This window comes from Pseudotabrizicola sediminis (assembly GCF_004745575.1).
GTDB classification, from domain to species: Bacteria; Pseudomonadota; Alphaproteobacteria; order Rhodobacterales; family Rhodobacteraceae; genus Pseudotabrizicola; species Pseudotabrizicola sediminis.
Genome location: NZ_RPEM01000002.1, coordinates 400,071 through 424,360, shown reverse-complemented (window position 1 = coordinate 424,360; position 24,290 = coordinate 400,071). Strand labels below are relative to the sequence as shown.

Sequence of the window (24,290 nt, the reverse complement as noted above, 5' to 3'; positions counted from 1 at the left end):
GGTCAACGGCACCCATCAGGGAGACGACAATGAACAGAAGAACACTTCTCGCCACGGCAGCGCTGGGTCTTGGCCTTGCCTTTGGCAGCAGCGCAAGCGCGCAGGGCATGGACAAGGTCAAGGCCTGCTTCATCTATGTGGGGCCGATCGGCGATCTGGGCTGGACCTACCAGCACCATCAGGGCGCGCTGGCCGTACAAGAGGAATTTGGCGACAAGGTCGAGATCGCCTATCAGGAAAACGTGCCCGAAGGGGCCGATGCCGAACGCGTGCTGACCCAGATGGCGCTGTCGGGCTGCAACATCATCTTCACCACGTCTTTCGGCTATATGGACCCGACCAACAATGTCGCGGCCAAGTTCCCCGACATCAAGTTCGAACATTCCACCGGCTACAAGCGCGAACATCCCAACGTCTCGACCTACAACGCCCGCTTCTACGAGGGGCGCGCGGTGCAGGGCCATATCGCAGGCAAGATGACCAAGACCAACAAAATCGGCTATATCGGGTCCTTCCCGATCCCCGAGGTGGTGATGGGCATCAACAGCTATTACCTGCACGCCAAGAAGGTGAACCCGGATGTGCAGCTTTCGGTGGTCTGGGCCTTCACATGGTTCGACCCGGCGAAAGAGGCCGATTCCGCCAAGGCGCTGATCGATCAGGGCGTCGATGTCATCGCCGCCCACACCGATTCCACCGCCCCGCTGGCCGAAGCGGCCAAGACCAATGGTACCGTGATCGGCTTTGGTCAGGCCTCCGACATGGCCGATTACAAACCATCGCCACGGGTGGCGTCGATCATCGACAACTGGAACCCCTATTACATCAAGCGCGTCGGCGCCCTGCTGGATGGCACCTATGAACAGATCGACAGCTGGGCGGGTATCCCGGAAGGCGAGGTCGAAATCGGCGAGATCACCGATGCCGTGCCCGCCGATGTGAAGGCCGAGGCTGAAGCGATGCGCGATGCGATTGCGGCAGGCACCTATCACCCGTTCACCGGGCCGATCAACAAGCAGGACGGCACTGAATGGCTGGCCGACGGCGCGGTGGCCCCCGATGGCGACCTTCTGGGCATGAACTTCTTTGTCGAAGGCATCACCGGCGACATTCCGAAGTGACGGTCTGAACAGACCTTGGAAAGGCCCGCGCGTTGCGCGGGCCTTTTTTTGTGCAATCCGTCGCTGCGGGGCTGCCTTCTGGCCGCTGCACCCGGTATCTGTGCGGCATGACAGTTTGAAAGAGGTAGCGGGCGATGGATGCAGATGTGGTGATCATTGGCGGCGGCATTGCCGGGGTGTCGCTGGCGGCGCGGCTGGCCCCCTTCGCCTCGGTGCTGCTGCTGGAGGCAGAGCCTGTGCTGGCGCATCACGCCTCGGGCCGGTCAGCGGCGCTGTATGAACCACGCTATGGCAGCCCGGCGGTGGTGGAGCTGTCCCTCGCCTCCGGCACGTTTTTCCGCGACACGCCGGGGGTTCTGTCGCCACGCGGGTTGCTGATGGTGGGCAAGGCGGATGATGCAGCCTGCTTTGCGGCGGAATCGAGCGCGATGGCGCTGGACCCGGTCACGCTGGCCGAGGCTATCGCCATGGTGCCGGTGCTGAACCCGGAGACCGTGGCCATGGCGGCCTTTTCGCCTGAGGCATGGGATATCGACACCGACCTGCTGCTGCAGGGCTTTGCCCGCACCGCCCGCGCGGCGGGGGCCGTGCTGCAAACCACTACGCCGGTCACGGCCATCGCGCACATGGCAGGGCGATGGCAGCTGACCACCGCGCAAGGTCCGGTGACGGCCGGGGTGCTGGTCAATGCCGCCGGGGCCTGGGTAGACCTTGTGGCGCAGATGGCAGGCGTGCAACCCTTGGGATTCACCCCCTATCGCCGGTCGATGGCGCGCATTCCGGCACCGGAGGGTCTGGATGTCAGCCGCTGGCCGATGATGTTCGGCGCCGGTGAGGCGTGGTACGCCAAGCCCGATGCCGGGGCGCTGATCGTGTCGCCTGCCGAAGAGCATGCGTCAACGCCGCAGGATGCCTGGGCCGACGATATGGTGCTGGCCGAAGGTCTGGCGCGGTACGAGGACATGGTAACCACCCCGGTCACCCGGCTGCTGTCAAACTGGGCCGGCCTGCGCACCTTTGCCCCCGACCGCACGCTGGTGATCGGGGCCGACGCGCGTGAGTCTTCGTTCTTCTGGCTGGCGGGTCAGGGCGGGCAAGGCTTCCAGTCCTGCCCTGCGGCCAGCCAGCTTGCCGCCGATCTGATCACGGGGCGCACGCCGGACCTCGGGGCCGATCTGGTACAGGCGCTGTCGCCGGGGCGGTTCGGGTAGGGGCGGATCACGTCGGCGGATTTCGGCCACGGGCAGGTGCGGTTCACAGATTTGCAGGGATGACACCGCCTCTGCGTTCCGGCAAGCTTGCGCGATGAAATACACCCTGCTTCTTGTCGCCGCGCTGATCCTGTCCGCCTGTGGCAGCCCGCGCCTTGCCACCATGCAGCAGCGCGCCCCAACCCCCGCAGCCCTTTCCGGGGCGGTCACCGCGCCCAGCTTCGGCGACCGCAGGCCGCATCCATGGGACGGGCGCGCGCCGTCGGCTTACGCGGTGCATGGCACCGACACCTCGCGCTATCAGACCCCGGTAGACTGGGCCACGGCGCGGGCGAATGGCATCAACTTCACCTTCATCAAGGCCACCGAAGGTGCCGATGACGCCGACCCGATGTTCCGCGACCACTGGAACGCCGCCCGCGCCGCCGGGGTGGCGACGGGTGCCTATCACTTCTGGTATCACTGCGCGCCGGGCCGGTCGCAGGCGCAGAACTTCATCCGCCGGGTGCCAAAGGCCAGCGGCGCCCTGCCCCCGGTGCTCGATCTGGAATGGACCCCGTTTTCCCCCACCTGCACCCGCCGCCCGCCGCAGGCCGAACTGCTGTCAGAGGCGCAGGTGTTCATCGACACCGTCGCGCGGCACTATGGCCAGATGCCGCTGGTCTATGTCAGCCCCGACATCTTCGCCTCGCATGAGCTGTGGCGGCTGCGGGGGGTGGAATTCTGGGTCCGCTCGGTGGCGAACCACCCGTCAAAGGTCTATCCCGGCACCCGCTGGACGTTCTGGCAATATTCCGGCACCGGGCAAATCCCCGGCAAGGCGGGCGATGGCGATCTGAACGTGTTTGCCGGATCACCGGCAGAGTGGCAGGCCTGGCTGGCCCGCCGCGCCCATCCATAGGCCACGCCCGTATCCATCACCTCCGGGGTGTCAGCCGTCCATCCGGATGCGGGCGTTGGACGGGTCATAGGGGCTGTCCTCAACCACCACCGCATCCCATTCCTGCAGCATCATCTTGACCTTCAGCTTCGTGCCCACCTCGGCCAGATCGGGGCGCACATAGCCCATGCCGATCTGCTTGCCAAAGGCTACCGAATACCCGCCCGACGTCAGACGACCCACCTTTTCGCCGTTCAGCAGCAGCGCCTCCTTGCCCCAGGGGTCGCAGTCTTCGGGGCCGTCGATCAGCAGCGTGCAGCATTTCGACCGGATGCCGTGTGCCAGCATCGCCTCTTTGCCCTGAAAGGCCTTTGACAGGTCGACGAAACGGTCCAACGCGGCCTCCAGCGGGGTCGCATCGCGGCCCAACTCGTTGCCAAAGGCGCGATAGGACTTTTCCTGCCGCAGCCAGTTCTGCGCCCGCGCGCCGACCAGCTTCATCCCGTGCTTCTCGCCCGCTTTCAGCAGCAGCTCCCACAGGTGGCGCTGCATCTCGATGGGATGGTGCAACTCCCAACCCAGCTCGCCGGTATAGGCCACGCGGATCGCGCGCACCGGCACCATGCCAAGCTCGATGTTGCGCATGGTCAGCCAGGGAAAGCGCTTGTTCGACAACACGGTTTCGGGTGCTGCATCCTTGACGATCTCAGCCAAAATCCGCCGCGCATTCGGCCCGGCAAGGGCAAAGACGCCCCATTGCGTGGTCACGTCATGGATGTCGATATGGCCAAACTCGGGTGCCTTATCCTCAGCGCATTTGCGCAGATAGTCGCCGTCGTAATCGGTCCATGCGCCCGCCGACACCAGATAATACTCATCCTGCGCCAGCCGCACGATGGTGTATTCGGTGCGCGTCGTGCCGGTAGGGGTCAGCGCATAGGTCAGGTTGATCCGCCCCACGGCGGGCAGCTTGTTGCAGGTGAACCAGTCAAGGAACTGCGTCGCCCCCGGCCCGCGCACCAGATGCTTGGTGAACGCCGTGGCGTCGATCAGCCCGGCAGTCTCGCGGATCGCGCGTGCCTCATCCACCGCATATTGCCACCAGGCACCACGCCGGAACGACCGCGCGTTGTGGTCGAAATCCTCGGGCGCGTCCTTCGGCCCGTAATAGATCGGGCGCTCCCAGCCGTTCACCTGCCCGAACTGCGCGCCCAGCGCCTTTTGCCGGTCATAGACGGGTGCGGTGCGCAGCGGGCGGGCGGCTTCGCGTTCTTCATCGGGGTGGTGCAGGATGAAGACATGCTCATAGCATTCCTCATTCTTGCGGGCCGAATATTCGGTGGTGATCCACTGGCCATAACGGCGGGGGTCAAGCGACGCCATGTCGATCTCGGCCTCGCCTTCGGTCATCAACTGCGCAAGGTAATGCCCCGTACCACCAGCCGCGGTGATGCCGAACGAAAACCCTTCGGCGATCCACATGTTGCGTAGGCCCGGCACCGGGCCGACCAACGGGTTGCCATCGGGGGTATAGCAGATCGGGCCGTTGAAATCATCCTTCAGCCCCACGGTTTCCGATGACGGCAGGCGGTGGATCATCGACATGTATTCCGCCTCGATCCGCTCCAGATCCAGCGGGAACAGGTCGGCGCGGAACGATTGCGGCACATCATACAGGAACCGGGCGGGCGCATTGCGCTCATAGGGCCCCAGAATCCAGCCGCCGCGCTCCTCGCGCACATACCACTTGGCATCGGCATCGCGCAGCACCGGGTGCTCGGGGTTGCCGGCCTTGCGCCACGCCACCAGCGCCGGGTCGGGTTCGGTGACGATATACTGATGCTCCACCGGAATCGCAGGCAGCTTTACCCCCAGCAGCCGCGCCGTGCGCTGCGCGTGGTTGCCGGTGGCGGTGACCACATGCTCGGCGGTGATCTCGAAGGTGTCGTCGCTGACAACCAGATTGCCGCCCTGCTCCACCATGCGGGCACAGGACACAATCCACTCGCTGCCGGTCCAGCGATAGCCGTTGACCTGAATCCGCCGCTCGATGGTCGCGCCAAACTGCCGCGCGCCCTTGGCCATGGCCTGGGTCACATCGGCCGGATTGATATAGCCGTCCTGCGGATGATACAGCGCGCCGACCAGATCTTCGGTGCGCAACAGCGGCCAGCGGTCCTTCATCTGCGCGGGCGTCAGGAATTCATGATAGACCCCGGCGGTTTCTGCGACCGACGAATACAGCATGTATTCATCCATCCGCGCCTGACACTGCGCCATGCGCAGGTTGCCCACCACGGCAAAGCCGGCGTTCAGCCCGGTTTCCGCCTCCAGCCCCTTGTACAGATCGACCGAGTATTTGTGGATATGGGTCGTCGCATAAGACATGTTGAACAGCGGCAGCAGACCGGCGGCATGCCAGGTCGACCCTGCCGTCAGCTCGTCGCGCTCCACCAGCATGGTGTCCCAGCCCGCGCGTGCCAGATGGTAGGCAATCCCGTTGCCAACGGCACCACCACCGACAACAAGGGCTTTGACATGGGTTTTCATCGGGACGACTCCGGGACAGGGTGTGGGGCACAGCGTCGGGACGCTGAGGTGTGCGCCATCAATGCCTGATCGGCACGCAGACGGGCAAGATCCCCCGACCTTTGACAGACGAAAACGACATTGGCCGCAGGCGGCACACGCTTGACCGTTCGCGCGCGGCACACACCGCCGATTGCCCGGCCCATGCAAAGGTCCTGGCCTGGGGCATCGCCTGCCACGCTGCGCCATCTGCCCGCCCTGCAGCAGGCGCTGTCCTGACCAAGGCGGCACCGGGCAGGCAAACGCGCGTTTCCGCCTTGGGTTCCCTGCAAAATCCAAAACAAATTAAGGGCGCATTTGGGAACATATCCTGTGCGCGGGTGTTTGTAGTTCATACCGACGGCAGAGAGGACGGCCAGTTTCGCCCCCCCCACTTCCGTCATCGCATGAACAGGAGACGACCATGAAAACGCTTTTTGGAACGACCGCGCTGGTGATGGCCCTTGCCATGCCGGCTTTCGCCCAGACGACCCCGCCAGCTGACACCACCGCTCCGGCCGGCACCATGATGGACGGCACGACCGCCGCCCCAGCCGGCACGATGGCCGGCACCAACGCCATGGATGCTACCTCGCCCTACTTTGCAGGCATCGACCGGGGCGTGCGTGCCTCCAACTTCATCGGCAAGCGCGTTTATGTGACCGAGCAGGACACCTCGTCCATGCAGGTCGAAGCGATTGGCACAGCCGATGCTGACTGGGATGATGCCGGTGAGATTTCCGATCTGATCATTTCGCTGAACGGTGATGCACAGGCGGTTCTGGTCGATTTCGGCGGCTTCCTTGGAATTGGCGAAAAGACCGTTGCCCTGTCGATCGACAATCTGGTGATGGTGCCCGATTCGAACAGCCCCGATGACTACTTCATCGTGTTCCACGGCAACAAGGCCGAGCTGGAAGCAGCGCCAGAGTTCGACGAGGACATGGTGTTCGAAGCGGCAGCCACCGATCGCACGGTCGCAGGCTCCGACGGCATGGGCACCACCGCCCCGCTCGGCAACACCACGGGCACCGCTCCGGCTGGCGGCTCGATGGCGACCGACGGAACGATGGCGGCTGACGGCACGAATGCTGCCGGTGCGACCATGAACGACGGTGAAATGGTCGATCTGGCCACGATGACCGAAACCGATCTGATCGGCATGCGCGTTGTTGGTGCCAACAATGAAGATGTCGGCGAAATCAGCGCAGTGGCCATTGCCGCTGACGGTGCCATCGAAGGTGCTGTGGTTGATGTCGGCGGCTTCCTCGGGATGGGCGAAAAGCGCGTCTCGCTGGGTTCGGATGCGCTGACCATGGTCCGCAATGCCGATGGCACCCTTGACCACTTCCGCGTGACGATGACGCAGGAACAGCTGGAATCGCTGCCGACCTACGAAGGCTGATCCGGTTTTGTATACGAGTGACGGGCGGGGTGGCGAAAGCCATCCCGCCCTTTTTCATGCGCCGCCCTTGCCGTGCGGGTCAGCCGGTAAAGCGCCGGCCAAGCGCCGTTGTCGCGGCAAAGATCAGCGCGGCCACCACAATGATCGACGGGCCCGCAGGCGTATCCTGCCACAGCGACAGATGCAGCCCGCCCAGCGCCGCCACCGCACCGATCACAATGGCCAGCGCTGCCATCGCCTCGGGCGTGCGTGACAGCCCGCGCGCGGCGGCGGCAGGCACGATCAGCATGGCGGCAATCAGCAGCGCCCCCACCACCTTGATCGCCACCGCCACCACAATGGCCAGGGCGACCGTCAGCACCAACCGCTCACGGTCGGGGTTCAGCCCGCTGGCATGCGCCAGATCCTCGTTCAACGTGGCGGTCAAGAGCGCCTGCCAGCGCCAGGCCAGCAGCGCCAGAACCACCACCGCCCCGCCCCAGACAAAGGCCAGATCGCCCCGGCTGACGGCCAGAATATCGCCAAACAGCCAGGCCGACAGATCAGTGCGCACGCCGGGCACGAAAGACACCGCCACCAGACCAAAGGCCAGCGCCGAATGCGCCAGCACCCCCAGCGTGGTATCCATCGCCCAGCCCTTGGCCGCCAACGTGGCCACGGTCACCGCCATGGCCAGCGACACCACCATGATGCCGAAGCCCACCGGCAGATCGCTCGCCAGCGCCAGCGCCACCCCCAGAATGGCGGCATGGGCCGTGGCATCGCCGAAATAGGCCATGCGCCGCCACACCACAAAAGACCCCAAAGGACCGGTGGCCAGCGACAGGCCAACCCCGGCAAGGGCCGCACGGGTCAGAAAATCATCAAGCATGGGTATGATCGTGTTCATGAGGGTGATCGTGGCTGTGGTCATGATCATGCGTGTGATCATGGTCATGCACATGCTGGTACAGCGCCAGCGCGCCTTGGGTGCCAAGCCCGAACAGCGCGCGGTATTCCGGGGCCGAAGACACCACCTTTGGCGTGCCTTCACAGCAGACATGGCCGTTCAGGCAGATCACCCGGTCACTCGCCGCCATCACCACATGCAGGTCATGGCTGACCATCAGCACCGCCACGCCCGTGCTGCCCCGCACATCCGCGATCAACTGGTAGAACCCTGCCTCGCCCGGCTGGTCCAGCCCTTGGGTCGGCTCGTCCAGCACCAGAAGCTGCGGGTCGGACAGCAGCGCGCGCGCCAGCAGCACCCGCTGCAACTGCCCGCCCGACAGGCTCGCCATCTGCAACGCCCCCACATCCGGCACGCCCACGCGGGCCAGCGCCGCCCCCGCCGCCCCGTCGCTCACCCGCACCGGCAGCGACAAGAACCGCCGCACAGTCATCGGCAAGCTGCGGTCCAGCGCCAGACGCTGCGGCACATAGCCGATCCGCAAGCCCGGCGCACGGCTCACCCGGCCCCGCGCCACCGGCAAAATCCCCAACAGCGCGCGCAACAGCGTGGATTTGCCCGACCCGTTCGGCCCGACGATGGTGACAATCTCACCCTGCTGCACGGCAACCGATACGTCGTGCAGCACCTCGGCCCCGCCAAAGCCCACGCAGATCCGCTCGGCGGCGATCAGGCTCATGCTGCCGCGTCCTGACAGGACGGGCACAGGCCCAGCGCCTCGACGTTCGACCGTTCGATCACAAAGCCCAGCGCAGCGGCGGCACTGTCCAACGCCGCGCGCACCGGGGCCGCCGGGGCCTCGGCCACCGCATCGCAGGCGCGGCAGATCAGGAAGGCCGGCGCATGCTCTTCGCCCGGATGCATGCAGGCGGCAAAGGCATTCAGGCGGCGGATGCGGTGGGCAAGCCCATGGTCCACCAGAAACTCCAGCGCGCGGTAGGCCACCGGCGGCTGGTTGCCATAGCCATCCGCCGCCAGCCGTTGCAGCACATCATAGGCCCCCATCGCCTTGTGGTTCTCCAGCAAGATCTCCAGCACCCGCCTGCGCACCGGCGTCAGCCGCGCACCCGAAGCGGTGGTCAGCGCCTCGGCCCGCGCCAGCACATCGGCGGCGCAATGGGCGTGGTCATGTGCGGCAAAGGCCAGATCGGGGGCAGCACAGCCGGGACAATCGCTGTCGGTATGGTCATGCGGCATGACGGGTTCCTTGCTGGGTTGACCAGTTATGATATAACATACATAAGGCCCATAAAGACATCCAGAAAGGCCCCCGCATGCGTTATATCATATCCCTTCTCTTGGCCAGCACCGCTCTCCCCGCCTTGGCCGAGGTGCCCCGCGTGGTGACCGACATGCCGCCGGTCCACTCTATTGTCGCCCAGGTCATGGGCAATCTCGGCCAGCCGGACCTGCTTTTGGACCGCGGTGCCAATGCCCACAACTACCAGATGCGCCCCAGTCAGGCCGCAAACCTGGCGCGTGCAGGCCTGATCGTCTGGATCGGGCCAGAGATGTCGCCTTGGATGGAACGCGCACTCGACGGCCTGTCGCCAGATGTGCCACGCCTTGGCCTCTTGGCGGCGACGGGCACGCACCGCCAGATTTACGGCGACACCGGCGCGCATGATCATGATAACCACGCCGCCAAAGCAGGTGCCCAAGCACACGACCATGACGACGCGCACCACACCGGGCACGACCATGACGCGCATGATCACGCCACAGAGGCCAGCGCCGAAACCCATGAGCACGATCACGAAGACCACGCCGGGCAGGATGACCACGAAGGCCACGACCATGCCGGCACCGATCCGCATGCCTGGCTCGACCCGGCCAACGCGCAGGTCTGGGCCGGTCTGATCGCGGCAGAGCTGTCGCGGATCGACCCTGAGAATGCGGCGACCTATGCCGCGAATGCCGAAGCGGCCAAGGCCGGGTTTGCGGCACTCGACGCCGAACTGGCGGCAACGCTGGCCCCCGTCGCGGGCAAACCCTTTGTCGTCTATCACGACGCCTACGGCTATTTCACCAGCCATTACGGGCTGACCGTGGCCGGATCGGTGGCGCTTGGCGATGCCAGCTCGCCCGGTGCCGCGCGGCTGCGCGACCTGTCGCAAACCGTGGCGGCAGGCAGTGCCCTGTGCCTGTTCCCCGAAGCGCAGCACGACCCCGCACTGGTCACCCAGATGGCAGATGGCTCGGGCGCCCGCGTCGGCGCGGCGCTGGACCCCGAGGGCAGCACGACAGAGCCCGGCCCAGACGCCTACGCCACAATGATGCGGGCCCTGGCGACCACTCTGGCAGACTGCCTGAACGGCTGATCCTGCCCTGACACAGGCAAAGGGCCGGGGTCACCCCCGGCCCTTTTGCCACTCACCCCTCGACCCCGCCCAAGCCCGCCGCACGGAACCAGCGGATGATCGCAAACCGTTCTTCCGGCTCCATATAGCTCAGGTTGCCCGGCGGCATGGCATGGCTGACGCCCGATTGCATGTAGATCCGCCGCGCCTCATGCGCGATCTGCGCCGGCGTTTCCAGCACCACGCCCTTGGGCGGCCAGACCATCCCTTCCCACGACGGCTCTGCCGCATGGCACATGCTGCACCGGCCCTGCACAATCCCCACCACATCGTCAAACCCTGCCGCAGCCGCGTGCTGCAACGCCGCGCCCGACAGCGCCGCCTCCGGCTCGGGCACCGTGCGCAGGGGTGCCGTGGACAGCCAGGCAATCATCAGGAACAGGATGGCTGTCAGCCCCCATGTCCAATGCGGGTTGCCCTTGCGCGCGTGCTGTGTGTTGAACCAGTGCCGGATCGTCACCCCCATCAGGAAGACCAATGACGCGATGATCCAGTTATACTCGGTCGCAAACACCAGCGGGTAATGGTTCGACAGCATCAGGAAAATCACCGGCAGCGTCAGGTAATTGTTGTGCGTGCTGCGCTGCTTGGCGATCTTGCCATATTTAGGGTCCGGCTTGCGTCCGGCCTTCAGATCCGCCACCACGATGCGCTGGTTGGGCATGATCACCATGAACACATTGGCAGACATGATCGTGGCGGTGAAGGCGCCAAGGTGCAAAAGCGCCGCGCGGCCCGAAAACACCTGCGTGTAAAACCACGACATCCCCACCAGCACCACAAACAGCGCCACCATCAGCACGGTCTGATCGGCATTCACGAACACCCGGCACAGCGTGTTGTAGACCAGCCAGCCAAAGGCCAGCGACGCCAATGAGATGCCCACCGCCTGCCACACCGCCAGATCCATCACGGTCGGGTCGATCAGGAACATCTCTGCCCCCAGATAATAGACCAGCACCAGCATGGCGAACCCCGACAGCCAGGTGGCGTAACTCTCCCATTTGAACCAGGTCAGATGCTCGGGCATCATTTCCGGGGCCACCAGATATTTCTGGATGTGATAGAAGCCCCCGCCATGCACCTGCCACTCCTCGCCATGCGCCAGCGGCGGCAGGCTGGGGGTTTTCCGCAACCCAAGGTCAAGCGCCACGAAATAGAACGACGATCCGATCCACGCGATGGCCGTGATCACATGCAGCCAGCGCACGCCGATTTCCACCCATTCCCACATCACCGCCAGATCATACATCGCACGCCCTCCTGCCTGTTCTTGGTGCAAACGCTATACCAAGGCTGCATCTTCTGTTAATCCTGCGAAATACCGCATCACTTTCAAATGCCGCCGTATAATGGGATGTGCCCAGATGTCCTACGTCAACACCATCCGCATGTTCGTCCGTGTCTATGAATTGAGCAGCATGAGTGCGGCGGCCCGCGATCAGCGGACCTCGCCCGCCGTGGCCTCGGCCCGGATATCGGAACTGGAAAAGCACCTTGGCGTGCGCCTGTTCAACCGCACCACCCGCAGCCTGCAACCCACCGAAAACGGCCGCATCTTCTATGACGGTGCCATCCGCATACTGGAGGCGATCGAGGATGCCGAATCCGCGGTGATGGATGTCACGCAAAACCCGCGCGGCACCATCTTTGTCGCGGCCCCGCTTGGCATCGGCCGGCGCTTCATCGCGCCGCATGTGCCCACGTTCAAGGATCTCTATCCGCAGATCGACGTGCGCCTGCGCCTGTCTGACCGGGGGGTGGATGTGGTCAGCGAAGGCATCGACGTGGCCTTTCATCAGGGCATTCTGGACGACAGCACGCTCAAGGTCCGCCTGATCGCCGATTGCCAGCGGGTGCTGTGCGCCGCCCCTGATTACATCACGCGCCGGGGCATGCCCGAAGACGGCGCCGCCCTGCTGCGCGACCGGCATGATTGCCTGAACCTGCGATACCCCGGCGCCAAGGAATTTCAGTGGACCCTGATCACCCCCGACGGCCCGCGCCGGTTTGAAATCACCGGTCCCTACGAATCGGATGACGGCGATGTGCTGACCCAATGGGCGCTGGCCGGGCGCGGCATCGTGATGAAACCCCGCTTCGAAGTGGCCGATCATCTGCGCGCGGGCACCCTGCTGCCCGTGGCCGCCGCCACGCCCCCGATCCCGGTGCAACTGTCCAGCCTCAGCCAGCACCGACGGCTCAAAGACCCCAAGGTGCGGCTGTTCACCGATTACATGGCGGCCAAAATCAAGGAAGAACTGCGCCGCGCGACCGATGGCCCCGACGCACCGCAAGACAACGCAACGCAAGACGCCCGCACCGGGGATGGCGCGGGCGTCTGATCGTCACTTGCCGGGCAAGCCGCTTACTGGATCTGCTGGCCGTTCACAAAGATCGACCCGCCTGCCCGCGCCTCGATCTTCGATGTCAGCACGTCATCCCCGGCAGGCTGGCCGAACATCGCCATCATCATCCGCGCGCCCATCGCGTCTTCCTGTGTCATCACACCCATCGCGATCAACCCGTCGATCAGCTTGTTGCCTCCCTCCAGCCGCACATCGGCGGTGCCGAGCGGCATCGGCGGGCCACCCATGGCCACCATCGCATTGTCGAAGGTGAACGCCCCCGTCGCGTTGGCCACGGCCCCAAGCGCCTGAACCGCCAGCGTGCGGATATCCAGCGTCAGCAACTCTGGCGTGGTGGCCGGCGGCACGCCGGTTTCCCCCGCCAGCATCAGGTCCAGCACATCGACCTTCGCCGTGCCGCCCAGATCCAGCGCCACATCCAGCGGCCCATGCTCCAGCACATTGCCCGCGTCGATCATCCCCCAGGCCGCATCATCCAGCACCAGATTTTCCACCGTCAGCTGCAAGCCATAGTCGCCCGCTTGCGCAGCGGCGGCCACCGGCATGCTCAGCCCAAGGCCAAGGGTGCCGCCGGTTGCACTCACCGGCATCGGCATCATCGGCGGGCGCAGGGTCACGTCAAACCCTTCGACGCTGGTCGAGATGTCCACCACATCGGCATTCGCCGTCACCGAGGTGGTCCCCGGTGCCGCCGAAAACGCCACGCTCATCGGCATCATCGGGTTGTTCTCGACCAGATCGCCGGTTGATACGCCCTGCGTCGCCTCGAGGCTGATGCCAAGACCGGCGCGCACCGCCGCGATGAACGCAGGCGTGTCCTGCAGCGACATCAGGTTGATGCCCTCGGGCAGGGTCAGCGCGCCGGTCAGCGCCAGATCGGCGGTGTCGCTGACCTGCGCAGAATCGATGCCAAGGGCCGGGTCTTTCTGCGTGATGTTATAGACCAGCTGGTCTGCCGACATTTCCAGCGCCAGCGCATCGGTGCCGCGCGTATAGCGCCCCCCGGCGGCAATCAGATCAAAGGTGCCGTCAAACAGGTTGGCCCCTTCGACGATGTTCACCGCAACGGTCAGGCTTTCGGCGTCAAAGCCATAGCCCAGCCCGCCCGCATCCTCGAACGCGCTGACCGACAGCTCGTCATGCGTGATCGTCACCTTGCCCGGCCCGGTGTTTTCCAGCCGGATCTCACCGGGGAAGAACGCCACGCTGCCATCGTCCTGCTCGACAATCGAAACCTCGGAAATGGTGGCGATCGCCGGTTTGCCGTCGGGGGTGATGGTCACGCCGTTCAGCGTCAGCTCCCCATCCCCCGCCACTTCCGTCGCCACGGTAATCTTCATCCCGCCCTCAACGGCGGCCGCCTGCAGATCGGCCCAGACCTGATCGGCCGTCAGCGCCGCCTGCGCCGTGCCACACATCAAAAGCGCCATCACCGGCGCCGTCATCAAAACATTGGTCCTGAACATGCCACTCTCCAGAAAAGTGCTATCGTTGTCGCAAGACAAAACCGCTTTCCGGCCTCGGACGCAAGGTCAGGTTTTCCGGGACTGGATCAACTGCCGCGATAGGTTGAATAGGCGAAGGGCGAAATCAACAGCGGCACATGATAATGCTGGTCCGCGTCGGGAACCCCGAACCGTATCGGAATTTCGTTCAGAAACAACACCTCACCCGTCGATTGCCCGCTCGCGCGCAGGTAATCCCCGGCAAAGAACACCAGCTCATAGGTGCCCGCCTGCAGCGCATCGCCCGTCAGAAGCGGCGCATCGGTGCGGCCATCACCATTGGTCACAACCTCGGCAATTTTCTTGTGCGAATTCCCGCTGACCCGGTACAGCCAGATTTTCACCCCCGCCGCCGGTTTGCCCAGCGCCGTATCCAGCACATGTGTCGAAAGCCGCCCCATCGCCCGTTCCTTCCTGTGATCCGGCTTGTATCACAGCACGAAACGCGCCCCGATACGACAGCCTGTGCGCAGAATATGTCTTTCTCGAATTTCTTGATAAAACGCCGCAGATTTCGCGTCTATCCTTCCGCAAAGATTGAAAGTGAGGTGCCCGGTGACCCGCTACCCCCGAGATTTCCGTGGCCACGGCCCCGATGCCCCTGATCCGCAATGGCCCGGTGGCGCAAAGATCGCCATCTCCCTTGTGCTGAACTATGAAGAGGGCGGCGAGAACAACCTGCTGCACGGCGACGCGCAGTCCGAAGCCTTCCTGTCCGACATCGCCGGGGCCGCGCCGTGGCCGGGCCAGCGGCACTGGAACATGGAATCGATCTACGACTACGGTGCCCGCGCCGGGTTCTGGCGGCTGCACCGCCTGTTCACCACGCGCGACCTGCCGGTCACGGTCTATGGCGTCACCTCTGCGCTTGCGCGCAACCCCGAACAGGTGGCGGCGATGCAGGCGGCGGGGTGGGAGATTGCCAGCCACGGCCTGAAATGGGTCGATCACCGCGACATGCCGCAAGATGAGGAACGCGCCCAGATCGACGAAGCCTTCCGCCTGCATCAGGAAGTCACCGGCGCGGCCCCGCAAGGCTGGTACACCGGGCGCTGTTCGATGAACACCGTGCGGCTCACCGCCGAAACCCGGAAACTGGCCTGGATCTCCGACACTTACGACGACGACCTGCCCTATTGGATGGAACTAGGCGACCATGACCAACTGGTCATCCCCTACACGCTGGAAGCCAATGACATGCGCTTCGCCACCGCGCCGGGCTACATCACCGGCGAGCAGTTTTTCCAATACCTGAAAGACACGTTCGACACCCTCTATGCCGAAGGCGAGGCAGGCCGGGCAAAGATGTTTTCCATCGGGTTGCACAACCGCCTGATCGGCCGCCCCGGCAAGGTTGCCGGTCTGCAACGCTTCCTCGACTATGCCATGGGCCACGCCGGCGTCTGGTTCCCCCGCCGCATCGACATCGCCCGCCATTGGGCCACAACCCACCCGCACCAGCGCATCGAGCGCCCCAGCCAGATGACCAAGGCGCGCTTCACCGAACGCTTCGGCGGCATCTATGAACACTCCCCATGGATCGCCGAACGCGCCCATGCCCTCGAACTCGGCCCCGCGCATGATTGCGCCGCCGGGGTCCACTCCGCCCTGACCCGGATGTTCCGCAGCGCCAGCCCCGCCGAAAAGCTGGCCGTGCTGCAGGCCCACCCTGACCTTGCAGGCAAACTCGCCGCCGCCAAACGGCTGACGCCCGAATCCACCGCCGAACAGGCCAGCGCCGCGCTCGACGCCCTCACCGATGCCGAACGCGCGGCCTTCGAACGGCTCAACACCGACTATGTCGCCAAGCACGGCTTTCCCTTCATCATCGCCGTGCGCGACAACACCAAGGACAGCATCCTTGCCGCCTTCCACGCCCGCATCGCCAATGGCACCGCCACCGAATTCGCCACCGCCTGCGCCCAGGTGGAACGCATCGCCGCCCTGCGCCTGAAAGACCTTTTGCCATGACCCAGTATTACGCCCCCAAAGGCGGCCTGCCGCCGCAAACCCAGCTGATGACCGGCCGCGCCGTCTTCACACCCTCCTACGCCGTCATCCCCAAAGGCTGCTTTTCCGACATCGTCACCAGCGCCCTGCCCGGTTGGCGCGACACCCGGCTGTGGCTGATCGCCCGCCCGATGAGCGGGTTTTCCGAAACCTTCAGCCAATACGTGATGGAGGTCGCCCCCGGCGGCGGCTCCGACGCGCCCGACCCCGAGGACGGGGCCGAGCACTGGCTGTTCTTCACCGAAGGCCAGGCGACCCTGACCCTCGACGGGCAAAACCACGTCCTGCAAGACGGCAGCTACGCCTATATCCCCGCAGGCACGCGCTGGACCCTGCAGGCGACCGGGCAAACCCCCGCCCGCTTCCACTGGCTGCGCAAACTCTATGAACCCGCCCCCGGCATCGCCCACCCCGACCCCATCATCACCAACGAACGCGATGTCGCTTTGTCCTTCATGCCCGGCACAAACAACGTCTGGGGCACCACCCGCTTTGCCGACCCGGCCGATCTGCGCCACGATGCGCATGTCAACATCGTCACCTTCCAGCCCGGCGGCACCATCCCGTTTGAAGAAACCCATGTGATGGAACACGGGCTTTACGTGCTGCAGGGCAAGGCCGTCTACAAACTCAATCAGGACTGGGTCGAGGTCGAGGCAGGCGATTTCATGTGGCTGCGCGCCTATTGCCCGCAAGCCTGCTATGCGGCCGGCCCCGGCCCCTTCCGCTATCTTCTGTACAAAGACGTCAACCGCCACGCCAAACTGCGCGGCCCCGGCGCCTTCGGTACGCCAAGGTAATCCCACCCCTTGCCCATTACCTGTTCCCAAATATCCCACGGGGGTCTGGGGGTGTGAAACCCCCAGTCTCCACCAGCCAAAGGGCGCACCCGATGCCGGTCATCACCCCGACCCCCCTCACCGCGACAGCCTTTGCCCCCTACGGCGACATCCTCGACGCGACGGGCGATTTCCGGCTCATCAACGCGGGCCTGTGCCAGCGCCACCATGACCGCGCCACGCTCGACTTCGGCGCGCAGGGCCGCGCAGGGATTTCCGTCTTCATGGCCGCCCCTCGCACCCTGCCCTACACATTCGACCTGATCGAGCGTCACCCCGACGGATCGCAAGCCTTCATCCCGATAAGCCAGCACCCGTTTCTGGTCATCGTCGCCCCCGGCCCCGATGCCGCCCCCATCGCCTTCCTGACCGATGGCACCCAAGGCATCAACCTGCACCGTGGCGTCTGGCACGGCGTGCTGACCCCGCTGCACGCGCCGGGCCTTTTCGCCGTGGTCGACCGCATCGGCCCCACGCCGAACCTCGAAGAACACCGTTACCGCGAAAGCTGGACGGTCCGCGCGCCCTGAGGAGGGGGCGCCTCTGACCGTCCGTGCCACAGGGCCGCACCGACGGGTCGACCAAAGCCCAAGGGAGAGATAACAGATGACAAGTTCCGCAATGGGAACGCCGGAGCAACTCCGCGATCCCGACTACATGCCGCCACTGGGGCGGGCGATACCACTGGGCATTCAGCACGTGCTGGCGATGTTCGTCTCGAACGTCACCCCCGCCATCATCGTCTGCGGGGCGGCGGGCATCGGTTTTGGGTCCGATCAGGCAGCACTCGGCTTTCCGGACATGACCTACATGATCCAGATGTCGATGCTGTTTGCCGGCATCGCCACCCTGTTCCAGACCATCGGCGTGGGCCCCATGGGCGCGCGCTTGCCGATCGTGCAGGGCACCTCATTTGCCTTCGTGCCGATCATGATCCCTGCCGTCGCGGGTCTCGGCTCGGCAGGGCTGGCCGGGTTGATGACTGGGGTGGTGCTGGGCGGCATCTTTCACTTCTTCCTCGGCTTCCTGATCGGCCGCATCCGCTATGCCCTGCCGCCGCTGGTCACCGGGCTGATCGTGCTGATGATCGGTCTGGCCCTCGTCAAGGTCGGCATCCAGTACGCCGCAGGCGGCGTCCCCGCGATGGACGCCGGAATGCGCGCCATCGCCGAAGCCAAGGCCGCAGGCGTGCCGGTGGACATGGATGCAATCCGCTTCGGCAGCCTCAACCAATGGTTCCCGGCGCTGGTGGTGATCTGCGTCACCCTCGCCATCAAATTCTTCACCCGTGGCTTCATGGCGGTGGCCGCCGTGCTGGTCGGCATCCTTGCGGGCTATGTCGTGGCCCTGTTCATGGGGCAGGTCAGCTTCACCGCCGTGGAACGTGCGGGCCTCTTCGCCCTGCCCAACCCGTTCCGCTGGGGGCTGGAGTTCAACGCCGCCATCATCATCGGCATGTGCTTCATGGCGCTGATCTCGGCCATCGAAACGGTGGGCGACGTATCGGGCATCACCAAAGGCGGCGCGGGGCGTGAGGCGACCGACAAGGAGATCGAAGGTGCCACCTTCGCCGATGGCGCAGGCTCTGCCATCGCCGGCATCTTCGGCGGCTTGCCCAACACGTCCTTCAGCCAGAATGTCGGCCTGATCGCCATGACCGGGCTGATGAGCCGCCATGTCGTGACCATCGGCGCGATCTTCCTCATCGTCTGCGGTCTGGTGCCCAAGATCGGCGCCGCCATCAACACCGTGCCAATCAATGTGCTGGGCGGCGGCGTCATCGTGATGTTCGGCATGGTCTGCGCCGCAGGCGTCAGCATGCTGTCGGATGTGCAATGGAACCGCCGCAACATGGTGATCTTCGCCACCGCCCTGTCGGTCAGCCTTGGCCTGCAACTGGTGCCCGAAGCGCTGCAACATATGGGCCAAACGGCGCAGATCCTGCTGACCTCGGGCCTGCTGCCCGCAGCCGCCATCGCCATCACCCTCAATCTGGTGCTGCCCGAAACCGCGGGCGAGTAACGCCAGCCTGTCACAAGCCGCCCCTGCGGCTTGTGACCCCCGCCACAGCTTCGGATCACAGGTCACCCAAGGGGTGCGGCGCGCCACCCGGTCATAAACCCCGCGCGCCCGCGCGCTGACAAACAGATCATCCAGAAACCTGCCGGATCATGGGTCCACCCCCAGACGCGGCTCCGCATCGTCTCGGTCTGGTCCATCCGGTAAAACGCCGCATACCCGGCCTACAGCGGCGACCACGCGGCCAGATCAGCCGCCTGCGGTTATCGTACCAGCATCACATCTTCCGTTTGCCACAGCCTTGACACCGCCCCGGCGCACACAAGGCACTGTCATTTTTTCCTGACACATCTATTCTCCCCCCATCGCGAAGGAGGCCCCATGTTCGACCACACCAACCCCGGCCCGCAGATTCCCACCCTCCCCGGTGGCCCGCGTGACGGGCTGTGCACCGACTGCGGCATCTCGCGCCTTGGCGATGGCCGCGCCTGTGGCCGCGCCTGCCAGTTCATCGCCCCCGACTACCAAGGCTTGGAACAGGCAGCGCATGGCCGCGCCGCCAACCCCGAAACGGACGAGGCGTTTTTCGGCGTCACCCACACCATGCTGCGCGCCCGTCTCACGCCCCCCGCCCCCGGCGCACAATGGACCGGCATCACCACCACCCTCGCCGCCACCCTGCTGGAACGCGGGCTGGTCGATGCCGTCCTGACCGTGCTGCCAGACCCGGCAGACCGCTGGAAACCCCTCCCCGCCATCATCACCAACCCCGCCGATATGGCACAGGCGCGCGGTATGCGCATGGGCTGGGCCCCCACGCTGGCCCTGCTCGAACCCGCGCGCGCCGCTGGCCACACACGGCTGGCGATGATCGGCATCCCCTGCCAGACCTACGCCCTGCGCGCGCTCGAGGCGGAACTGGGCCTTGACGCCCTTTATATCATCGGCACCCCGTGCTCCGACAACACCACCACCGCGAACTTCCACACCTTCCTGAACCTGCTGGACGCGGCCCCCCAAACCATCAGCTACCTCGAATTCCGCGCCGATTTCCGGGTCGAACTGCGCTTTGACGATGGCCGCAAACCCCGGTTCATCCCCTTCCTGCAACTCCCCATCAGCCAGCTGCCCGCCGATTTCTTCCCGATGACATGCAAGACCTGTGTCGATTACACCAACCGTCTGGCCGACATCACGGTTGGCTACATGGGCGGCGACGGTGACCAATGGATCATCGCGCGCAACCCGCGCGGCGCGGCCCTGCTGGCACTGATCGAAGGCCAGCTGACCACCGCGCCGCTCACCTCCTCCGGCAAACGCGAGGCGGCGGTGAAGGGCTTCATGGAAAACACCGCCCGCGCCGCCGGCGGCCTGCCGCTGCGCCGCATGCCCAACTGGCTGCGCCCGCTGGTCAGCGTGCTGCAACGCCGCTTCGGCCCCAAGGGCCTGGAATTCGCCCGCGCGCGGGTCGAGATGAAGGCGGTGGAAACCATCCTCCACCTGCGCCGCACCCACCCGGCGCGGATGAAAAACATGATCCCATCCCACGTCTGGGCCATCGCCGCCCGCTACGGCCTGACGCCCGGCACAGATGAAACCCGTCCCCCCCGCCCCTGACGGCAGGAGTTTGGGGGCAGCGCCCCCATCAGCGGAGCCGAAGGGCGAATGCCCGCAGGCGACACAAAAACCGTGCACCGAAGGTGCTCAACCAGATCACGCTCCGGGCAGATCACGCTCCGGGCAGATCACGCGCGCGGCAGATCACGCCATCCGCAAGGCCACATCCAGCATCCGGTTGGAAAATCCCCATTCATTGTCATACCAGCCGAACACCCGCAGCAGCCCGCCCTGCGTCACCCGCGTTTCCGGCGTGGCCATCACAATGCTTTCCGCCCTTGCGCGCAGATCGGTCGACACCAGCGCACGGTCGGTCACCCCAATCACCCCGCCCGCCGCATGAAACGCCGCATTCACCCCGGCAACCGTCACCGGGCGCTCGGTCATCACCGCCAGATCGACGCAAGACACGCTGGCCACCGGCACCCGCACCGCCGACCCCTCGATCCGCCCGGCAATCTGGGGCAGCACGGCATCCAGCAGGCGCGACGCGCTGGTGGTGGTCGGCACCATCGACAGCGCCGCCGCCCGCGACCGCGCATAATCCGCGGCCGGGGCATCCACCGTCGGCTGGCTGCCGGTATAGCAATGGATCGTGGTCATCGACCCCGTCACCACCCCCCATTCGCGGTGGATCAACCGCGCCAAGGGGGCCAGCGCATTGGTGGTGCAGGACGCGTTCGACACGATCGCCTGATCCGCCAGCGCATCGTCATTCGCCCCCAGCACAACCGTCACCTCCGCCGCCTGCGACGGACCCGAGATCAGCACCCGCCGCGCCCCGGCCCGCACCCCGCGCGCAGCCACCTCGCGGCTGTCCGCCCGCCCGGTGCATTCCATCACCACATCCACACCCTGCAGATCCAGACCCGACAGATCCGCCACCCGGTGCAACGGAATCGTCCGCCCGTTCACCACCAGCGCCCCGGCCTCCAGGCCCACCGTGCCGCGCCACGGGCCAAACACACTGTCATACTCAAACAGATGCGCGCACATCTCTGCAGCGGCGATGTCATTGATCCCCACCACCTCCAGCCCCGGCCACTGCGCCGGGTCAGCCGCCCAGGCCCGCAGAACCGACCGCCCGATCCGGCCAAATCCGTTGATGAAGACCCGCATGCCGCCCTCCGTTTTCAAGCGGCAGGATCAGCACGCCCCTGCCGCGCGCGCAAGCGCGGCTTTGTCACCCGGACAAGGTTTCCGACCCTGACCCCGGCCTATACCTCAACCACCATCCCCTGCCCGCGCTCTTCCGCGCGGCGCACAGCCATCGCCGCCACCGCCAGATCCTGCAGGCCGACACCAGTGCCGTCAAACAGCGTGATTTCATCCCCAGACCGCCGCCCCGGATGTGCCCCGGTGATCACATCGCCCAAAGGCGTGATGGCCGTCGCATCCAGCAGGCCCGCCGCCACCGCATGCTGCGCCTCGCCGATACTCACCGATTGCGCGATCTCATCGGTAAAGACCGAGGCCCGGCCCAGCAGCGCCGGTTCCACCTCCTGCTTGCCCTTCGTATCGGTGCCCATGCAGGCCAGATGGGTGCCGGGGGACACATGCGCCTCCAGCAGGCTGGCAGCGGGGGACGAGGTGATGGTCACAATCACATCCGCCTCCGCCATCCGCTCCAGTGGCACCGCCTCGAACGGCAGCCCCAGCTCAGCAGCAATCGCGCCCAGCCGGTCCAGCATCTCGGGGTGCAGGTTCCAGCCGATCACCCGATCAAACTGCCGCACCCGCGCCGCCGCGCGCAGCTGAAACCCGGCCTGATGCCCGGCCCCCACCATGCCCAGCACGCGCGCATCCCGCCGTGCCAGCCGGTCGATGGAAATGGCCGACGCCGCCGCCGTGCGCAGCGCCGTCAGCAACCCGCCACCCACCATGGCCGTGGGCCGCCCCGTCTCGGGGTCAAACAGGAACACCGTCGACTGATGGTTGATGATCCCCCGCGCCGCGTTGCCCGGAAAGTACCCCCCGGCCTTCACCCCCAGCTGCCCGCCCGCGCGGTCAAGGCCCGACTTGAAGCCGTACTGACGCCCCTCGCCCAGCGCCTCGCGCACCACGTCGAAGTTATAGGCCTCGCCGCGCGACATGGCGGCAAACACCGCCTCGACCGCCGCAAAGGCATCCTCGGGGGACACAAGCCCCGCAATCAACGCTTCCGGCACAATCCTCATGCCCGCACCCCACCTGCCCGCACCAGCGTCATGACGTTTGCCATACGCGCGCCATACGCGGGCCAGACCCAAACCATATGTTCGATTTTCATCTCAATACGCCTTGCCCCGCGCAGACACCGGCCAGACCACCTCGACCTTGCCGCCCCGCACGCCCACGTACCAGTCATGCACATTGCAGGTCGGATCGCAGTGCCCCGGCACCAGCCGCAGCTTGTCATTCACCTTCAGCACCCCCGCCGGGTCATCCACCACGCCATGCTCATCACTGCATTTGACGTATTTCACATCCGTCCGGCCAAAGATCACCGGCAGGCCCGAATCCACCGATTGCGCCTTCAACCCGGCATCCACAATCGCCTTGTCGGGCTTGGCATGCGACATCACAGAGGTCAGGATGAACAGCGCATTCTCCCATTCGCCCTGATCAATCCGCTTGCCGTCCTTGTCCAGAATCCGGCCATAATCGGCATCCATGAACGCATAGCTGCCGCATTGCAATTCGTTGTAAACCCCTGAAGTGCTTTCGAAATAATAGCTGCCAGTGCCGCCACCGCCGACAATGTCACAGTCCAGCCCCACCGCCTTCAGCCCGTCCACCGCGTCCTTCACCTGCGCCACGGCTAGGCCGATCTTGGCCTTGCGGTCCTCATAGCTGTCCATGTGCTGCATCGCGCCCTGATAGGCCTGCAGCCCTGCGAATTTCAGCCCCGGTGCCGTATCAATCGCCTGCGCGATCGCCACCACTTCCGGCGTGGTCTTCACTCCACATCGCCCCGCGCCGCAGTCGATTTCCACCAGACATTCGATGGTCGTGCCATGCCGCACCGCCGCCGCCGACAGGTCGGCCACATTGTCCAGCATATCCACGCAAACAATTGTTCTTGCACCCAATTTCGGCATCCGCGCCAGCCGGTCAATCTTGGCCGGGTCGCGCACCTGATTGGACACCAGCACATCCTTGATGCCGCCGCGCGCAAAGACCTCGGCCTCCGATACCTTCTGGCAGCACACGCCCACCGACCCGCCCAGCCGCTCCTGCAGCAAGGCTACATCGACCGATTTGTGCATCTTGCCATGCACCCGGTGGCGCATGCCATGGGCGCGGGCATAGTCGCCCATCTTCTTGATATTGCGCTCCAAAGCGTTCAGATCCAGCACAAGGCATGGCGTCTGGATGTCGGCCTCATCCATCCCCGGCAGGGCCGGAATGTCATAGCCCACTTCAAACCCTTCGAAATCTGCGTGCTTGTTCATGGT

21 protein-coding genes are annotated in these 24,290 nt (G+C 65.3%); 11 read left to right on the top strand and 10 right to left on the bottom strand.

Annotation, left to right across the window (positions count from 1 at the left end; genetic code table 11):
* The first annotated feature begins 29 nt into the window (after window positions 1-29).
* From EEB11_RS04725 to EEB11_RS04715, 3 genes are all read left to right on the top strand, one after another.
* Window positions 30-1,121 carry a BMP family ABC transporter substrate-binding protein gene (locus tag EEB11_RS04725; protein ID WP_135429256.1) on the top strand — a complete coding sequence of 364 codons (1,092 nt, stop codon included), beginning with the start codon at window positions 30-32 and terminating at the stop codon, window positions 1,119-1,121.
* Between the two features lie 134 nt (window positions 1,122-1,255).
* The gene (locus EEB11_RS04720; RefSeq protein ID WP_135429255.1) at window positions 1,256-2,332 is read left to right on the top strand and encodes an NAD(P)/FAD-dependent oxidoreductase; all 1,077 of its coding nucleotides are present in this window, start codon (window positions 1,256-1,258) and stop codon (window positions 2,330-2,332) included.
* 94 nt (window positions 2,333-2,426) lie between these two features.
* Complete coding sequence (locus EEB11_RS04715) at window positions 2,427-3,233, top strand: GH25 family lysozyme (RefSeq protein ID WP_135429254.1); 807 nt, start codon at window positions 2,427-2,429, stop codon at window positions 3,231-3,233.
* Window positions 3,234-3,263: 30 nt separating this feature from the next.
* On the opposite strand, the gene EEB11_RS04710 is transcribed toward EEB11_RS04715, so the two are convergent.
* Window positions 3,264-5,762 (bottom strand): GcvT family protein, encoded by a 2,499-nt coding sequence (locus EEB11_RS04710; protein ID WP_135429253.1) that lies wholly within the window; start codon window positions 5,760-5,762, stop codon window positions 3,264-3,266.
* Window positions 5,763-6,204: 442 nt separating this feature from the next.
* Between EEB11_RS04710 and EEB11_RS04705 the strand changes: the two genes are divergently transcribed.
* Entirely contained in the window at window positions 6,205-7,185 is a 981-nt protein-coding gene (locus EEB11_RS04705; protein ID WP_135429252.1) for a PRC-barrel domain-containing protein, read from the top strand.
* 79 nt (window positions 7,186-7,264) lie between these two features.
* Here EEB11_RS04705 and EEB11_RS04700 read toward each other — a convergent pair whose 3' ends face one another.
* The 3 genes from EEB11_RS04700 to EEB11_RS04690 are packed head-to-tail and all read right to left on the bottom strand — an operon-like array spanning window position 7,265 to window position 9,331.
* On the bottom strand, window positions 7,265-8,056 hold the full coding sequence (locus EEB11_RS04700) for an iron chelate uptake ABC transporter family permease subunit (protein ID WP_135429307.1): 792 nt from the start codon (window positions 8,054-8,056) through the stop codon (window positions 7,265-7,267).
* Complete coding sequence (locus tag EEB11_RS04695; protein WP_135429251.1) at window positions 8,049-8,813, bottom strand: metal ABC transporter ATP-binding protein; 765 nt, start codon at window positions 8,811-8,813, stop codon at window positions 8,049-8,051. Before EEB11_RS04695 ends, EEB11_RS04700 begins: the two co-directional genes overlap by 8 nt.
* Window positions 8,810-9,331, bottom strand: coding sequence for a Fur family transcriptional regulator (locus EEB11_RS04690; RefSeq protein ID WP_135429250.1), 522 nt, complete (start codon window positions 9,329-9,331; stop codon window positions 8,810-8,812). The genes EEB11_RS04695 and EEB11_RS04690 overlap by 4 nt, the downstream gene beginning before the upstream one ends.
* 77 nt (window positions 9,332-9,408) lie before the next feature.
* On the opposite strand from EEB11_RS04690, the gene EEB11_RS04685 reads away from it, so the two are divergent.
* Window positions 9,409-10,455: a zinc ABC transporter substrate-binding protein gene (locus EEB11_RS04685; protein ID WP_135429249.1), complete on the top strand. Its 1,047-nt coding sequence runs from the start codon at window positions 9,409-9,411 to the stop codon at window positions 10,453-10,455.
* Between the two features lie 52 nt (window positions 10,456-10,507).
* Here the strand turns inward: EEB11_RS04685 and EEB11_RS04680 are convergent, their stop codons facing one another.
* Window positions 10,508-11,746, bottom strand: a complete 1,239-nt coding sequence (locus EEB11_RS04680; protein ID WP_135429248.1) for a urate hydroxylase PuuD — start codon at window positions 11,744-11,746, stop codon at window positions 10,508-10,510.
* Between the two features lie 115 nt (window positions 11,747-11,861).
* Here EEB11_RS04680 and EEB11_RS04675 point away from each other — a divergent pair, with 115 nt between their 5' ends.
* Window positions 11,862-12,839 carry a LysR family transcriptional regulator gene (locus tag EEB11_RS04675; RefSeq protein ID WP_135429247.1) on the top strand — a complete coding sequence of 326 codons (978 nt, stop codon included), beginning with the start codon at window positions 11,862-11,864 and terminating at the stop codon, window positions 12,837-12,839.
* Between the two features lie 23 nt (window positions 12,840-12,862).
* On the opposite strand, the gene EEB11_RS04670 is transcribed toward EEB11_RS04675, so the two are convergent.
* A complete protein-coding gene (locus EEB11_RS04670) occupies window positions 12,863-14,329 on the bottom strand; it encodes a hypothetical protein (RefSeq protein ID WP_135429246.1) in 1,467 nt (488 codons plus the stop codon).
* Window positions 14,330-14,415: 86 nt separating this feature from the next.
* Entirely contained in the window at window positions 14,416-14,769 is a 354-nt protein-coding gene (gene uraH / locus EEB11_RS04665) for a hydroxyisourate hydrolase (protein ID WP_135429245.1), read from the bottom strand.
* 154 nt (window positions 14,770-14,923) lie between these two features.
* Between uraH and puuE the strand changes: the two genes are divergently transcribed.
* The 5 genes from puuE (at window position 14,924) to EEB11_RS04635 (ending at window position 20,853) form a co-directional block, all read left to right on the top strand.
* On the top strand, window positions 14,924-16,339 hold the full coding sequence (gene puuE / locus EEB11_RS04660; RefSeq protein ID WP_135429244.1) for an allantoinase PuuE: 1,416 nt from the start codon (window positions 14,924-14,926) through the stop codon (window positions 16,337-16,339).
* Window positions 16,336-17,178, top strand: coding sequence for a bifunctional allantoicase/(S)-ureidoglycine aminohydrolase (locus EEB11_RS04655; RefSeq protein WP_135429243.1), 843 nt, complete (start codon window positions 16,336-16,338; stop codon window positions 17,176-17,178). Before puuE ends, EEB11_RS04655 begins: the two co-directional genes overlap by 4 nt.
* Before the next feature lie 92 nt (window positions 17,179-17,270).
* Window positions 17,271-17,747: an ureidoglycolate lyase gene (locus tag EEB11_RS04650; protein ID WP_135429242.1), complete on the top strand. Its 477-nt coding sequence runs from the start codon at window positions 17,271-17,273 to the stop codon at window positions 17,745-17,747.
* Between the two features lie 76 nt (window positions 17,748-17,823).
* Window positions 17,824-19,239, top strand: a complete 1,416-nt coding sequence (locus tag EEB11_RS04645; RefSeq protein ID WP_135429241.1) for a uracil-xanthine permease family protein — start codon at window positions 17,824-17,826, stop codon at window positions 19,237-19,239.
* Window positions 19,240-19,617: 378 nt separating this feature from the next.
* Window positions 19,618-20,853: a Coenzyme F420 hydrogenase/dehydrogenase, beta subunit C-terminal domain gene (locus EEB11_RS04635; protein WP_135429240.1), complete on the top strand. Its 1,236-nt coding sequence runs from the start codon at window positions 19,618-19,620 to the stop codon at window positions 20,851-20,853.
* 144 nt (window positions 20,854-20,997) lie between these two features.
* On the opposite strand, the gene EEB11_RS04630 is transcribed toward EEB11_RS04635, so the two are convergent.
* The 3 genes from EEB11_RS04630 to bhcC all read right to left on the bottom strand — a co-directional run bounded on the left by EEB11_RS04630 (window position 20,998) and on the right by bhcC (window position 24,287).
* Entirely contained in the window at window positions 20,998-21,972 is a 975-nt protein-coding gene (locus EEB11_RS04630) for a type I glyceraldehyde-3-phosphate dehydrogenase (RefSeq protein WP_135429239.1), read from the bottom strand.
* A gap of 98 nt (window positions 21,973-22,070) precedes the next feature.
* On the bottom strand, window positions 22,071-23,030 hold the full coding sequence (bhcD, locus tag EEB11_RS04625) for an iminosuccinate reductase BhcD (RefSeq protein ID WP_135429238.1): 960 nt from the start codon (window positions 23,028-23,030) through the stop codon (window positions 22,071-22,073).
* A gap of 93 nt (window positions 23,031-23,123) precedes the next feature.
* Window positions 23,124-24,287 (bottom strand): 3-hydroxy-D-aspartate aldolase BhcC, encoded by a 1,164-nt coding sequence (gene bhcC, locus EEB11_RS04620; protein ID WP_135429237.1) that lies wholly within the window; start codon window positions 24,285-24,287, stop codon window positions 23,124-23,126.
* Window positions 24,288-24,290 lie beyond the last annotated feature (3 nt).